The following is a 15,481-nucleotide window of genomic DNA, read 5'->3' on the forward strand; positions in this document are numbered from 1 at the left end:
GCGTTCCGTCGCCGGGATGTTCTGGACACATCTCGCGAAGGAGAGTTCCGTGACACCGAAGCCCGCAGCCGCGGCAGCACGAGCCACCGTGTACGGGTACCCCCGCCAGGGGCAGAACCGCGAACTGAAGAAGGCCGTCGAGGGCTACTGGAAGGGCCGCGTCACCGCTGACGCCCTTCGGCGGACCGCGGCCGACCTGCGCCGATCGAACTGGCAGCGGCTGGCCGAGGCCGGCATCCACGAAGTACCGACCGGCGACTTCTCGTACTACGACCACGTCCTGGACACCAGCGTCATGGTCGGCGCCGTCCCCGCTCGCCACCGCGCCGCCGTCGAGGCGGACGCCCTCGACGGGTACTTCGCGATGGCCCGCGGCACCCAGGACATCGCCCCGCTAGAGATGACCAAGTGGTTCGACACCAACTACCACTACCTGGTCCCCGAGCTCGGCCCCGACACCGTCTTCACCGCCGACTCCGCCAAGCAGGTCGCCGAGCTGAAGGAGGCCCTCACCCTCGGGCACGCCGCCCGACCGGTCCTCGTCGGCCCCCTCACGTACCTCCTGCTCGCCAAGCCCGCCCCCGGCGTGGCCGGGGACTTCGAGCCGCTGACCCTCCTCGACCGGCTGCTGCCGGTGTACGCCCAGGTGCTCGCCGAACTCCGCGCGGCCGGCGCCGAGTGGGTGCAACTGGACGAGCCCGCCCTGGTCCAGGACCGTACCCCGGCCGAACTGAACGCCGCCGCCCGCGCCTACCGCGACCTGGGCGGTGCCACCGACCGGCCCAGGCTGCTCGTCGCCTCGTACTTCGACCGGCTCGGCGACGCCCTCCCGGTACTCGCCGCAGCCCCCGTCGAAGGTCTCGCCCTCGACTTCACCGGGGCCGCCGCCGCGAACCTCGACGACCTCGCCGCGGTCGGCGGGCTGCCCGGCAAGCGCCTGGTCGCGGGCGTGGTCAACGGCCGCAACATCTGGATCGACGACTACCAGAAGTCCCTCGCCACTCTCGGCACCCTGCTCGGCTTCGCCGACCGGGTCGACGTCGCCGCCTCCTGCTCGCTGCTCCACGTGCCGCTGGACGCGACCGCCGAACGGGACGTCGACCCGCAGATCCGTCGCTGGCTGTCCTTCGCCCGCCAGAAGGCCACCGAGGTCTCCACCCTCGCCCGTGGACTCGCCCAGGGCACCGGCGTGATCACCGCCGAGCTGGCCGCCAACCGCGCCGCCCTCGCCTCCCGAGCCGGCTCCGCCCTCACCCGCGACCCCGCGGTCCGCGCCCGTACCGCGGCCGTCACCGACGCGGACGGTCGGCGTTCCCAGCCGTACGCGGTGCGGGCCACTGCCCAGCGCGCCCTCCTGGGGCTTCCCGTGCTGCCGACCACCACCATCGGCTCGTTCCCGCAGACCGAGGAGCTCCGCGTGGCCCGCGCCGACCTCCGCGCCGGCCGGATCGACGCCGCCGCGTACGAGGAGCGGATCAAGGACGAGATCCGTGATGTCCTCACCTTCCAGGAGAAGACCGGCGTCGACGTGCTCGTGCACGGCGAACCCGAACGCAACGACATGGTGCAGTACTTCGCCGAGCAGCTCACCGGCTATCTGGCCACCCAGCACGGCTGGGTCCAGTCGTACGGCACCCGCTACGTCCGGCCCCCGGTCCTGGCCGGGGACATCTCCCGCCCCGAACCGATGACCGTGCGATGGACGACGTACGCCCGGTCGCAGACCTCGAAGCCCGTCAAGGGCATGCTGACCGGCCCGGTGACCATGCTCGCCTGGTCCTTCGTACGCGACGACCAGCCGCTCGGGGAGACCGCCCGGCAGGTGGCACTCGCCCTGCGTGACGAGGTCAACGACCTTGAGGTGGCGGGCACATCGGTCATCCAGGTCGACGAACCGGCCCTGCGCGAGACCCTCCCGCTGCGCGCCGCCGACCATGCCGGCTACCTGGCCTGGGCGACCGAGTCCTTCCGCCTCACCACCAGCGGCGTGCGGCCGGACACCCAGATCCACACCCACATGTGCTACGCCGAGTTCGGCGACATCGTCCAGGCCATCGACGACCTCGACGCCGACGTCATCAGCCTGGAGGCAGCCCGCTCCCACATGCAGGTCGCCGACGAACTCGCCGAGCACGGATACCCGCGCGAGGCCGGACCCGGCGTCTGGGACATCCACTCCCCGCGCGTCCCCAGCACCGAGGAAGCGGCCGCCCTCCTCCGCAAGGGACTCGAAGCCATCCCCGCCGAGCGCCTGTGGGTCAACCCCGACTGCGGCCTGAAGACCCGAGGTTGGCCCGAGACCAGGGCCTCGCTCGAAAACCTCGTCGCCGCCGCCCGTGAAGTCCGCGCGGACCTGGCCGAGGCCGACGGACCCGCCTGATCCCGCAGGTCCGGGTCGGGCGCCCCGCACGCCCGACCCGGATCGGGCACCCCCCGCCCCGCCCCGCCCCGGCCCCACGGCCACAGGTCGCGGACGCCCGGCCTTGTCGAGTTTCGGGCGCCGACCCGTTGTCGAATTCACGTCACCGGTGCTCCGCTCGACCCTGCCGGTCGACATACGGTAGGCGTGGCCCGCCCCCGCGCTGTACGCCGCAGCCGGCAGACGCGGCCGCAGTCCCGCCCCACGGCGAAGGAACCCTGACGCGACAGAGGAGTCCGTGATGGGAATGTACGAGGATGTCTTCCGCGCCAGCATGGAAGACCCCGGGAACTTCTGGCTCAACGCCGCCAGGGGCATCGACTGGGATGTCGTTCCGCAAAGAGCCCTGGACTCCTCGGGCGCTCCCTTCTACCGCTGGTTTCCCGACGGGCGGCTCAACGTCTGCTTCAACGCGCTCGACCGGCACGTCGAAGCCGGCCGCGGCGACCAGCCCGCGCTCGTCTACGACTCCCCCGTCACCGACACCCGGCGGACCTACACCTACGCGCAGCTGCGGGACGAGGTGGCGGTCTTCGCCGGGGCGCTCGCCCGGCTCGGCGTGGGGCGCGGCGACCGGGTGGTGATCTACATGCCGATGGTTCCGGAGGCCGCCGTCGCGATGCTGGCCTGCGCGCGCATCGGCGCGGTCCACTCGGTCGTCTTCGGCGGGTTCGCCCCGCGCGAACTCGCCCTCCGCATCGACGACGCCGCCCCCAAGGTGGTCGTCTCCGCCTCCTCCGGCATCGAGGGCAAGCGTGTCATCGAGTACAAGCCGCTGCTCGACCGGGCGATCGAGCTCGCCGCCCACAAGCCGCAGAAGAGCGTGATCCTGCAACGGCCGCAGGCACGGGCCGAGCTGGGGCCCGACGACCTCGACTGGGCCGACCTGGTGGCCGCCTCATCGCCGGCCGCATGCGTTCCCGTACTCGCGAACGATCCCCTGTACATCCTCTACACGTCCGGAACGACCGGGAAGCCCAAGGGAGTGGTGCGTGACTGCGGCGGCTACGCGGTCGCCCTGCACTGGTCGATGGGCGCCGTGTACGACATCGGCGCGGGCGAGACGATGTTCACCGGATCCGACGTCGGCTGGGTCGTCGGTCATTCGTACATCGTCTACGGTCCCCTGCTGGTCGGCGCCACGACCGTCCTGTACGAGGGCAAGCCTGTCGGCACACCGGACGCGGGCCAGTTCTGGCGCGTCGCGGCCGACTACCGCGTCAAGACCATGTTCACGGCGCCCACCGCCTTCCGTGCCATCCGCAAGGAGGACCCGGAGGGAACGCTCGCCACGGACCACGACCTCTCCCACCTGCGCTACCTCTTCCTCGCCGGCGAGCGTCTCGACCCCGAGACCCATCGCTGGGCGAGCGCGCTCCTGGAGGTCCCGGTGATCGACCACTGGTGGCAGACCGAGACCGGCTGGCCCATCGTCGCCAACCCGGTCGGGATCGAGGCCGTCCCCGTCAAACCCGGCTCCCCCACCCGCCCGCTGCCGGGCTGGGACGTCCGTGTCCTCGACCCCTCGGGCGAGCCGGTACCCGAGGGCGTGGACGGCGCGATCGTGGTCGGACTCCCCCTGCCACCCGGAGCGCTCCCCACCCTCTGGAACGACGACGACCGCTACGTCGCCTCCTACCTGTCCGCCTACGACGGCTACTACCTCACGGGCGACAGCGGGCACGTCGACGACGACGGCTACATCTTCGTCATGGGCCGCACCGACGACGTCATCAACGTCGCCGGACACCGGCTGTCCACGGGCACCATGGAAGAAGCCCTGGCCGCCCACCCCGACGTCGCCGAATGCGCCGTCATCGGCGTCGCCGACCCCCTCAAGGGACAGGTACCGCGGGGCTTCGTCGTCCTGAAAGCCGGCGTCGCCCGCGATCCCGGTGAGGTGGAGGCGGAACTCGTCGAGCTCGTCCGCGACCGCATCGGCGCCGTCGCCTCCCTCAAGGACGTGGCGGTCGTGGCCGCCCTGCCCAAGACCCGCTCGGGAAAGATCCTTCGCAGGACGATGCGCGGCATCGCCGACGGCCACGACGAACCCATCCCCTCCACCGTCGACGACGCGAGCGTCATCGACGCCCTGCGCCCCGTTCTCCGACGCACGGGTCACACCCCATGAACCGGTCTCGGCCACGCGCGCGCTGAAGCGGGGGAAGTGATCCCGTCGGCGATCGAGGGCATGGGGTGCCGAAGCCGGGGCAGGCGGAGTTCAGGCGGGCACGCCACCCGCCGCGTACGACACACGGAAAAGAGAGGGCGGCGGGGAACCTCACACCGCCCTCTGCCTACCGGAGGAGTTGTTTTCGCGTGACCGAGCACGTGTGGAGCTACAAGTCGACCGCGGGCCACCTGGCCGGTACCGATCTGACCGGCTACAAGGTCGAGGCGACCGACGGCGGCATCGGAAAGGTGGACAAGCACTCCGACGAGGTCGATGACGCCTATCTGGTCGTGGACACCGGCGCCTGGATCTTCGGCAAGGAAGTCCTCCTGCCGGCCGGCACCGTCGTCCGGATCGATCTGGACGAACGGAAGATCTTCGTCGACGGGACCAAGGAGCAGATCAAGGACGCTCCCGAGTTCCACCGCGACAAGCACTTGGACGACCCCGCCTACCGCCACGAGCTGGGCACCTATTACATGTTGGGCGGCCCGTTCGGTAACCGCATCGTCTGAACCTCGCGCGACGGAGGGCCCGAACTCGACGAGTTCGGGCCCTCCGTCGTCTACACTCACCCGTCCAACTCCCCTTCAGGACAATGAAGTTGACCAAAGTTGACGTGTCAGGTGCATGACGTGAGGGGGCGCGGGAGCATACCGTCGGAAGGCCCCGGAGGATCGGCGATCCGACCGCCAGGTCGACCGGTACCAGCGCCACCCCTCCCGCACTCCCGGTTCCGCGAGGTTCCGGGTCCCCCCACGAGTGAAGGAGCAGCATGTCGCTCTACACATGGCTGAAGACGGCCACCGTCGGCGTCGCCGTCGTCCTGGCCACGGCAACGGCCACCACGGCGAACGCCGCACCCGTGCCCACGACGGAGCTGTCGACGGCGCCGGCGAGCGTGTCGGCAGTGGTGACACTTCGTTACGACGACAGCAGGGCCGGAGGCTGGGAGGCGGCCATCGCCGCCGGCGTCGCCTCGTGGAACGCGAACGTCGACAACGTCAAGCTGGTCGAGGCCGCGCCGGGCACCCGGGCGGAGATCGTGATCGTGGCGACCACCGGCTGGCCCCAGGCCACGCTCGGGCCCGTCCGTCCGGGCAGGCAGGTCCGTGTCGAACTCGGGAGTCAGGCGGTGAGCCAGGGGTACGACAAGACCCGTATCGCCGCCCATGAACTCGGCCACAGCCTGGGCCTCCCCGACACCAAGCCCGGCCCGTGCTCGCAGTTGATGTCGGGGTCCAGCGCCGGTACGGCGTGCGTGAACGCGATCCCCGACGCGACCGAGCAGGCCCGGGTGGAGTCCGCCTACGCCAACGGCGCCGCCGCACTCATCGCCACCGACGGCCGAACCCTCGTGGACGCCCCGTAAGCGCGTGACCGAAGCCCCGTAGCCGAGGCCCGGAAAGGCAGGGCGCCCGATCGGAGTCCACGATCGGGCGCCCTGCCGTCGCCGTACGGCACGGCGGTGGAACCCGGCAGAGGGCAGGGTCATGGACCGGCCGAGTCCGTCGAATGACCCCTCCGTCAGACAGAAGTGCCGGTGCCTCACCGGTCATGCGGGGGCTGTCATCGGAGGGGCGTGCCCCCCTTACTTACGGCCGACGCCCGCGTACATCGCGACATCCGCCGTCGGCGCCTCCGGCCGCCACGCGGAGCAGGACACCACTCCGGGGTCGAGCAGTTCCAAGCCGTCGAAGTAGCGCGCGACGGCGGCAGGAGTCCGCTGGGTGAGCTTCGGCGTGCCGTTCTCGTTCCAGAACGCCACGGCCGCGTCGACGTCCGGCATGTCGGGGTGCGTGACCGTGTGGGACAGGACGAGGTGACTACCGGGGGCGAGCGCGTCCATGAGCCGGCGGACGATCGCGTACGACTCCTCGTCGTCCTCGACGAAGATGACCACCCCGAGCAGCATCAGAGCGACCGGCTGCGAGAGATCGAGCGTCTTCGCCGCGGCGGCCAGGATCGTGTCGACGTCCCGCAGATCGGCGTCCAGGTAGTCGGTGCGGCCCTCGGGCGTCCCGACCAGCAGCGCACGGGCGTGCGCCAGCACGAGCGGGTCGTTGTCCACGTACACGACACCCCGGACCCGCGGCGCGGGTCAGGCGCTCCAGTTCCCCCTAGCGTCCAGTGAACGCCGCCACATCTCGCGGCAGGGTCCGCATGACCGCCACGGAGGTGGGCCGACTACCGCGAGCGCCACGCGGTCGAGTGCGGGATCAACCGCCTCAAGAGGAACCGGGCTGTTGCCACGCGATACGACGAGCTCACCGTCCGCTACGAGGCGACCGTCCTCGTCGCCGCCATCAACGAGTGGCTGTGACTCCCGGGCATCAGCCCTGGCCTCTGCCGCGGCTTCGCTCTTATGCTGCGTGATCCACATCGTTCGGAACGCCGGCAGCGATCGAGCGCTACATACAACACGCTGACGGCCGGGTCCCGGTCTGCGGACGGCCTCTTTCACTCGACCGGCTGGGGTGTCTGTGGGCGATGAGACAGGTGGCGAGGCGCGTATGCGGCCGTCCGACGTGGCCAGTTGCCGGACCGGCACGTGGGTCCCCCGCCGGATGTCACCGCCCGGGGGGCCCACTTTGCATGCGTGTTGCTCAGTGTCGCCCTACTTGAGGGCGTACGCGCGGGTGATGGTCTGGACGGTGCGGCTGCCTGCCGCGTCCCAGGCCTCGGTCTTGAGCGTCACGTACCCGTTGGTGTCGGCGAGCTTGGGGTGCCAGAGCAGAGCCTGGAAGGAGTTGCTGTCCTTGCGCAGCACCTTGGCGGACTTCCAAGTGGCTCCGTCGTCATACGACACCGACACCTTGGCGCCGGCCATCGCGGCGGAGCCGGTCCAGCCCTTGGCCCTGGCGCCGTCCACGGTGAAGGTGAACGGCAGGCCTGCCCGCGCCTGGTTGAGCTCGTTCAGCGGCAGGTCGTAGTCGAGCAGGACCACCGGCATGGGCTCGCAGACGTTGGGCTTGGGAATGAACGCCGTGTCGCAGTCCTTGACGGCCATGGTGGTCGGTGCCGCCTGGCTGAAGTTCCACTCGGTGCGCATCTGGCGGCCCAGGGTGACGCCCGGGACATCGGTGGCGAGCTTCTGGTCGAGCACGTACCGGTAGTCCGCCTTCTCCGGCACCAGCTGACCGAAGCCGGTGATCGGCTGCCCGTTGAGGTAGAAGCTCCAGGTGTTGGTCAGGCCCCGCAGGGTGTGGGTGGGCTCGTTGTCGGCACCGCTGCCGCCGGGCAGCTTCTGCCAGACGTCGGTGCGGCAGAACACACACGGTCCGAATTCGTACGGTGACAGGCGCGTCGGACCGGCGAACCAGCTGCGGGTGTAGGTCTTGCCCGGTGTACCGAAGGTGCTCCGCAGATCGGCCATCGTCCAGGTGGAGGTATGGAAGTTGGCCCCCACCGACGGCATGTAGGAGACGCCGGTGCCCGCCAGGAAGTGGTCGTCGCGGCTGGTGCCCTGGTAGAGGGGCTGCCCGTCGCTGATCGCGGTCCACTGCTTCGGACCCCAGGCCGGCAGGTACTCGGCACCGAGGCGTCGTGCTCCGTCGGAGTGGTACGTGTTCCTGACCTTGGCGAAGTCTCCGACGGCGACGGTCTTGGCGAGGTCGGCGGGGATGTGGTCGTCGGTGAAGTGCGGCGCGTAGGTGTAGCCCGACTCCAGGACGCCCTTCAGGGCGATCCGGACCGTGCCCTTGGCCAGCAGTGCCTTGAGGCCGGCGGCGTTGTCGTACGTGGCGTGGGCGACCGGGACGGCCTGGCCCGCGGGAACGCCGCTGCCGCTGGGACCCGGGTTCGCGGGCGCCACGATCACCGCGGCGGCCCCGGCGGCCGCGGCCCTGACGGCCTGCTCATCGGCCTTGGTGACGTCGGCCACGGAGACCAGGACAGTCTTGCCGTTGACGTCGGCACCGGAGAAGTCCTGCTCGGTGCCCGCGCCGAGGTCGACCAGTTCGGTGCGCTCGGTGCCCTCGAACCGTTTCGCGAGAACCGAGGACTTCAGCGGGATGCTGAGGCGCCCGGGGCTGGTGACCTCCAGCTGTACCAGCGGCTCGCGCCGGTGCAGGAAGGTCTCCACCCGCAGTGCACCGGAGGTGGCGCCCGCACTGGGAATGGCGCCGAACTTGGTGTCGGACCTGTTGGCGGACCCGCTGACGCCGACGAAGTTGGAGTGGCTGTTGATCGTGCCGTCGTCGCGGACGATCTGCAGTGCCACCTGGCCGGACTCCAGCGGCCGCTTATCACCGTCGATCTTCACGCTGAGGTCGGTGGCGGTGGTGCCGTCGACGGTGAAGCTCTGGTCGCGGTCGGCGACTTCGATGTTCGGGGCGGTGAAGAGGTCTGCCGCATGGGAGACCGCGCCGCCGGTGGGAGCCGCCGAGAAGACCGAGCCCTCGACGGAGTAGTGGCCGAGCGGCACTGACAGGGTGACCACGCCGGTGTCGTACAGCGTCCGGGTCTCCCAGACGGTGTTGTCCAGCCCGTGCAGGGTGAACTTGAAGGCCCGGGGGGTCTTGCCGAAGCGGTCGGTGACGTTCAGCGTGACGTCGTGCTGTTCGACGGCGGTGGCGAAGCCGAGTGCGGCGTGCACCGACTCACCGCTCGTGGCTGTGGCGGTGACGGAGCCGCTGTACAGCCCGGTCGCCAGACCGTTGGGGTCGAGGATGACGTTCACCTCGGCGGTGGAGCCGGCCGGGACGGCGAGCCGCCCGTCGGACAGACCCGCTCCCGAGAGGGACAGCGAGCCTGCGGGGACCTCGGTGCCGCTCGCGTCCTCGGCCGACGCGGCCAGGGCAACGACAGTGTCGGTCGTGGCGTTGTTGCGGAGCCTCAGGGTGCGGGTCCGCTTCTCGTACGTGTCCTTCTGCCACGGGATGATGCGGAAGTCGGCCGTACCGGACAGCTCCACCGACGGGTCGAGCGCGGCTGGGATGTCGACCCGGCCGTAGCCCTGCTGATAGACGGTCTGCCCGGCGGCGGACTTGGCGTGCGCGGTCAGGGCCTCCTTGATGCGCTGCCCGGACCACTCGGGGTGGCGCTGCTTCAGGATCGCGGCGGCCCCGGACACGTGCGGGGTGGCCATCGAAGTGCCGTTGGCCGAGGTGTAGTTGGCGTCCACGGGGGTGCCCATGGCGGTGCCGGCCGCGCGGGCGGCGACGATGGCCACACCCGGCGCCGTGATCTCCGGCTTCATCGCCATGTCGCCGAGCCGCGGGCCGCGGCTGGAGAACGGGGCGAGCTCGTCGGACTTGTCGACGGCGCCGACGGTGAGGGCCGCGTCGGCGGCGCCGGGGGTGCCGAGGGTGCTGTCGCCGGGGCCGCTGTTGCCCGCGGCGATGACGAACAGGGTGTCCGAGGAGGCGCTGAGCGAGTTGACCGCGATGGTGAGCGGGTCTTCACCGGGAGCGTCGTCGCCGCCGAGGCTCATGCTGACGATGTCGGCTCCCTGGGCGACGGCCCACTCCATCCCGGCCAGGATGCTGGAGGTCGGGCCCTGGCCGGTGTTGCTGAGCACCTTGCCGATCAGCAGGTCGACGCCCGGGGCGACGCCCTTGTGCTTGCCGCCGGAGTTGGCGCCGCTGCCCGCGACGGTGGCCGCGACGTGGGTGCCATGACCATGGCCGTCCTGGACCCCCTGACCGCTGATGAAGCTCTGGCTCCCGACGATCTCCGACTTGATGTCGGCGTTGTTCAGGTCGGCACCGGTGTCCAGGACAGCGACCTTCACGCCCTTGCCGTCGTACCCCTTGCCCCAAGCCTCCGGGGCGCCGATCTGCGGCACACTCTGATCCAGCGCGACCTCGGCCTTGCCGTCGTACCAGAGCTTGGTCACCCCGGCCGCGCCGGGCATCGTCGCGCCGCGGGTCTTGCCCGCCTTCGGATTGACGGACTGCCAGAAGTCCTTTGCGTACTGCTTGTGGACGTGGACCGAGGACAGCCCGAGCCGGGGCATGACGCGCATGCTCTCGCTGCCCGGCAGATCCTCGGACTTCACTCGCAGCGCCGCGGCGTCCGGCGCGCCCTGGAAGTCGACGATGGCGGGAAGTTCGGCGGACTCTGTGTCGGCGTATCCGTCCCGTATCAGCCGGCTGACATTGAACAACTCGCGGTCCACCGTGCCCGAGGCGAGCGCCGTTGCCGTGACGTCCGGGTAGACGTAGACATCGCCGTTCTGGCCGCTGGTGGACTCGAAGGTCTTGGATGTCCCCTCTGCCGAGTGGACCTGCACCGCCTGACGGCCGCCGGGCTCGGTGGTGAGCGAGACGGTGTCGCCGGTGATCAGGGTGACGGCCGATGTGGTCGCCCCCTGCTGCAGAACCGGCCGATCGCTCAGGTCCTGGGGTGTCGCTGCGGTCGCGGTCGGGAGCTGGCTCGTCAGTGACAGTGCGACTGTCACCGCGATCCCGCTGACGAGGGCGTTGCGCCGTCGTCTGAGGCGGGCTGTCTGCATCAGGTGTCCTTTCAAGAGCTCAACGAATGGGCGCGTCACGGCAGTTGATGCCTGAAGAGTCCCGACCGAACGTCCGGCCGATGACGCGCCAACCGGAACCTAGCTGTCCGGTCAGGGAGCCACCCAGAGCCCGAGTGGCGCATACATGCCAACTGGCGCATCATCGCCAGTTGGCGGCATGACGGTGACCCGCCGAAGGGGCCAAGGACCGCCTTATGCGGAGGTGTTCGTTTGCGTCCGATCTACGTCGGATGGGGTGATCCAGCCCCGCTCGGACGCCTGCCAGCCCAGTTGCATGCGGCTCGAGGCGCCGGCCAGGTCCATGAGGCCGCGGATTCGGCGGTTGACCGTCCGCTTGCCGATGTCCAGTTGCCGGGCGATCGCGTCGTCGGTCAGACCGGAGAGCAGCAGGATCAGGAGCTGGATCTCCGCACCCGAGAGTTCGTTCCTGCCGCGTGTGTCGGCAAGCCGCGGGTCCAGAGGGAGTGCCGACGCCCATGCAAGTTCGAAGAGTGCGATCAGGGCATCGAGCAGGGGCCCTCGGTGGATCTGGACGACGGCACCCGGCGGCCTCCCGCCGTCTGTCCGCAGTGCCACAAGGGCGGCGGATCTGTCGACGATGACGAGTTTGACGGGGACCCTTCCGAGCACACGAGCCTGTTCACCGGCATCCGCATACAGGCGCATCTCCCCCTGTGCGCCGTCCTCCTCGATCGCGGCGCGGTCGTACACCGTGCGGTAGCGAATGCCTGCGGTCAGCTGTTCGAGCTCGGCCGCGTTGACGTCCTCGTCCACCAGATACGGCGCCGTGTCGAAGCGCAGCACCTCCTTGCGCGCGCGGCGCTGGATCTGTTCGTACCGCTGCGCCAGCGTCTCGTCCGGCACGATCTCGGCGATCTCCTCCAGAGAGGCGGTCCCGGGCGCGGTGCGGTACTCCTTGGTGAGCTGCCTCAGCACACCTCTGACGGATTTGAGTTCGTTCATCCGCAACTGCAGCAGCGTTTCGCCGGCAATGTCCGGTGGGGCGGGTATGAGTTGCGCGGGCCGGTCGTCGGTGATGGTGACGAGGCCCTTGTCCGCGAGCCCTGTCAGCGCCTCGTCGAGGTGTTCGCCGCTCAGCCCGAGCAGCTGCCGCACGCGGTTGACCCGGCTTCGGCCACACCCCACCAGCAGGTGGTACACCTGAGACTCGGCCGTGCTCAGGCCCAGCGCCTCCAGCATGCATGTCCTTTCTTAGCCGATTCCTTGCGAGGCTTCTGTGCGGACGGCTCCCCCAGGAACCGTGGTCCGCGCCCGGGGCGACTGCGCCGTAGGGTTTCATCTGCGGGAGCGCCGCCTCAGCGCATGGATCATCACCACCGCGAGCAGTACGGCCGCCGTGGGTGCCGCGGCCTTCCTGAGCAGCACGGGCAGCGCCGCCGCACCGAGGTCGATGGCTTCCGGCTCGGTCGCGCGTCGGCCCTGGAGGGTGTCCGCTGTGCCCGTCGTGTGCACCGCGGACGCGGCAGGCCCGGCGTCCCGCAGAAGGTCTTCGAGTCGGGTGGCGAACTGCCGGACTATGCGGTCGCCGACCTCGGTCATGATGCCCCGGCCGAACTGTGCCGGCCGGCCGGTGATGTCGAGGTCCGTGCGTACGCGCACCAGGGTGCCGGCCGGGTCGACGGTCAGCGTCGCGGTGACCAAGGCCGACGCGGTGCCCGCGCCGCGGGTCTCGCTCCCGCTGAGGTCGAGGAGCATCGAGCGGGCGGCGGCGTCGCGGGTGACGGTGCCCTCGCCGCGGTAGCTCATCTGCACTGCGCCGACCTTGACCTTGACGCGGCCGGTGAACGAGTCGCCGTCGAGGGTGTCCAGCACGGCGCCGGGCATACAGGGCGCGACCCGGTCGAGTTCCTGGAAGAGTTTCCAGGCGTCGTCGGGGTGGGCCGGGACGGTGAAGGAGTGATCGAGCTGCATGGTTGTCCAATCAGGGGGCGACCGGCCGGGGACGGCCGTGGATGCGGAGCCCGTGCAGGTGCGGGCGGACTCAGGTGCGGGGCGGACTCAGGTGCCGGCTGCCGTACGGATCAGTGCGCGCACCCGACTGGGTGAGAGGGGGCCGCGTCGTACGACCGCGCCGAAGGGGCGCAGCGCGTCCTCGACGGCGCCGGCGAGTACGGCCTGGGGGGCGATCGCGCCGCCTTCGCCGAGTCCCTTGACGCCGAGGTCGTTCATGGGGCTCGGGGTGAAGATCTCGTCCATGTCGAGGTCGGGGATCTCCGAGGACGTGGGCACCAGATAGTCCATGTAGGTGCCGGTGCGGGGCTGACCGTCGGGGCCGTAGACCATCTCCTCGTACAGCGCTCCGCCGATTCCTTGCGCGATGCCGCCGGTGACCTGTCCTTCCGCGATCATCGGGTTGACGATGTTGCCCGCGTCGTGGACCACGACGTAGTGCAGGATCTCGATCTCGCCCGTGTGTTCGTCGACCTCGACGACGGCCGCATGCGCTCCGCTCGCGACCGCGAAGCCCGGTGGGCGGAAGTGCACGGTCTCGCTGATCTCTGTGCCGTGCCGGCCGTCGGTGGGTTCGGGGGTGCCGGGCAGCGGTGCCTTCCCGGCCAGTTCCGCCAGGCTGATGGACGGGCCGCCCGGTTCCTTGGCCCGCACGATGCCGTCGCTCAGGTCGAGGCAGCCTTCCGCGACACCGAGGCGGCGGGCTGCCGCTTCGACGATCTTCTCGCGGACGAGCCGGCCGGCCCTGTGGGTGGCGTTTCCGGCGTTGACCAGGGCGCGGCTGGCGATGGTGCCCACGCCGAACGGGGTGGCTTCGGTGTCGCCGCCGATCACGTCGATCACATCGAGCGGCACTCCGATGGCATCGGCGGCGATCTGCGCCATGGAGGTGCGGTGGCCCTGCCCCTGGGACGGGGCGCCGATGGCGAGCCGCACCCGGCCGCTGGGAGCGATGTCTATGCGCGCGGTCTCGAACGGTCCGAGGCCGGTGGCCTCGATGTACATGGCGAATCCGATGCCGACGTGCTTGCCGTCGCGGGCGCCTTCGCGTTGTCGGGCCCGTACCTGATCGACGTCGGCCTTCGCGACGGCGCGGCGTAGGAGTTCGGGGAAGTCCCCGGAGTCGTAGGACTGCGGTTTGCCCGAGCGGTCCACCAGGCCGGTCGCGTACGGCATCTCGTCGGGCCGCACGAGATTGCGCGCCCTCAGCTCCTCGGGCTCGATGCCCAGTTCTGCGGCCAGCCGGTCCATGGCCCGTTCCATGGCGAAGACCGTCTCCGGACGTCCGGCTCCCCGGTAGGGCGTGGCGAAGGTCGTGTTGGTGAGCACGCCGACGACGTCTATGTGCACGTTCGGGACGCGGTAGGGGCCCAGGAGGTGGCACAGCGAGTTGTACGGCACGACCAGCCCGGTCATGTTGTACGCGCCGAAGTTGACGGTGATGCGGTCGCGTACGGCGATGAGGCGGCCTTCGGCATCCGCGGCGAGTTCGATGCGGTGGATCTGTTCGCGGGCGTGCGAGGAGGCGGTCAGGTTCTCGTTGCGGTCCTCGCGCCACAGCACGGGGCGGCCGAGGTGACGGGCGGCGTGCGGGATGAGGAGTTCCTCCACGTAGAGGATGCCCTTCTGGCCGAAGCCCCCACCGACGTCGGCCGCGATGACGTGGACCGTGGCGGGTTCCAGGCCGAGGGTGTGGGCGATGGCGTCCCTCAATCGGTGCGGGGTCTGGGTGCCCGACCAGACGATCAGCCGGCCGCTGTACGGATCGACCTGGGCCGAGATCGCGCGGGTCTCGATCGGCGAGGCGACGTACCGGTGGGCCTCGAAATGTTCGCTGACCACGGCGTGCGCGCCTGCGAACGCCTCATCCGGGTTGCCGACGCGGGTGGCGACGGCGACTGCGGTGTTGTCCGGCAGGTCCTCGTGGAGCCGGATCGCGCCCTCGGTCAGGGCATGTTCGGGGTCGACGAGCACTGGCAGCGGGGCGTACCGCACCTCGACGAGTTCCAGGGCGTCCTCGGCAAGGTAGCGGTTCTCGGCGAGGACGACGGCGACGGGCTGGCCGACGTAGAGGACCTTGTCGCGGGCGAGCAAGGGCATGGGAGTCATCCGGACCAGCGGATCCAGGAGTTCGGCGAGGCCCGGCGGGGTGCGCAGTTCTTCCTTGTTCAGCATCGCGGGCAGGTCCCTCACGTGGTCGCCTGTCCACACGGCGACGACGCCTGGTGCGGCCAGGGCCGCGGTCACATCGACCGACTCGATGCGGGCGTGGGCGTGCGGGCTGCGCAGGAAGGCGGCCTCGACGGCGCCGGGGAGGGCGATGTCGTCGACGTAGCGGCCGTTGCCGCGCAGCAGCCGGTCGTCCTCGACGCGTGGGACGGAACGGCCGATCCAGCCGCCGTCGCCGGACCGGGCCCGGTCGGAATCGTGGGACATGCGG

The 15,481-nt window shown here is 70.3% G+C and carries 8 protein-coding genes and 1 pseudogene; 4 read left to right on the plus strand and 5 right to left on the minus strand.

What is annotated here, in order from left to right:
- The first annotated feature begins 49 nt into the window (after positions 1 to 49).
- The 4 genes from metE to OG514_RS35010 all read left to right on the plus strand — a co-directional run bounded on the left by metE (position 50) and on the right by OG514_RS35010 (position 5,964).
- Positions 50 to 2,380 (plus strand): 5-methyltetrahydropteroyltriglutamate--homocysteine S-methyltransferase, encoded by a 2,331-nt coding sequence (gene metE / locus OG514_RS34995; protein ID WP_266901654.1) that lies wholly within the window; start codon positions 50 to 52, stop codon positions 2,378 to 2,380.
- A 280-nt stretch (positions 2,381 to 2,660) separates the two neighbouring features.
- Positions 2,661 to 4,550 (plus strand): propionyl-CoA synthetase, encoded by a 1,890-nt coding sequence (locus tag OG514_RS35000; protein ID WP_266901656.1) that lies wholly within the window; start codon positions 2,661 to 2,663, stop codon positions 4,548 to 4,550.
- 188 nt (positions 4,551 to 4,738) lie between these two features.
- Positions 4,739 to 5,107 (plus strand): PRC-barrel domain-containing protein, encoded by a 369-nt coding sequence (locus OG514_RS35005; protein WP_266901658.1) that lies wholly within the window; start codon positions 4,739 to 4,741, stop codon positions 5,105 to 5,107.
- A gap of 260 nt (positions 5,108 to 5,367) precedes the next feature.
- A complete protein-coding gene (locus tag OG514_RS35010; protein WP_266901660.1) occupies positions 5,368 to 5,964 on the plus strand; it encodes a snapalysin family zinc-dependent metalloprotease in 597 nt (198 codons plus the stop codon).
- A 219-nt stretch (positions 5,965 to 6,183) separates the two neighbouring features.
- Here OG514_RS35010 and OG514_RS35015 read toward each other — a convergent pair.
- From OG514_RS35015 to OG514_RS35035, 5 genes and pseudogenes are all read right to left on the minus strand, one after another.
- Positions 6,184 to 6,690: pseudogene (locus OG514_RS35015) on the minus strand (SAM-dependent methyltransferase); the annotation flags it as partial.
- Between the two features lie 519 nt (positions 6,691 to 7,209).
- A complete protein-coding gene (locus OG514_RS35020) occupies positions 7,210 to 11,049 on the minus strand; it encodes a S8 family serine peptidase (protein ID WP_266901662.1) in 3,840 nt (1,279 codons plus the stop codon).
- 213 nt (positions 11,050 to 11,262) lie between these two features.
- Entirely contained in the window at positions 11,263 to 12,270 is a 1,008-nt protein-coding gene (locus OG514_RS35025) for a helix-turn-helix domain-containing protein (protein WP_266901664.1), read from the minus strand.
- Between the two features lie 96 nt (positions 12,271 to 12,366).
- On the minus strand, positions 12,367 to 13,002 hold the full coding sequence (locus OG514_RS35030; protein WP_266901666.1) for an SRPBCC family protein: 636 nt from the start codon (positions 13,000 to 13,002) through the stop codon (positions 12,367 to 12,369).
- Positions 13,003 to 13,089: 87 nt separating this feature from the next.
- Positions 13,090 to 15,477, minus strand: coding sequence for a xanthine dehydrogenase family protein molybdopterin-binding subunit (locus OG514_RS35035; protein WP_266901668.1), 2,388 nt, complete (start codon positions 15,475 to 15,477; stop codon positions 13,090 to 13,092).
- Between the last annotated feature and the right edge of the window lie 4 nt (positions 15,478 to 15,481).

Origin of the sequence: Streptomyces sp. NBC_00572 (assembly GCF_026341815.1) — a bacterium.
Classification (GTDB): Bacteria; Actinomycetota; Actinomycetes; order Streptomycetales; family Streptomycetaceae; genus Streptomyces.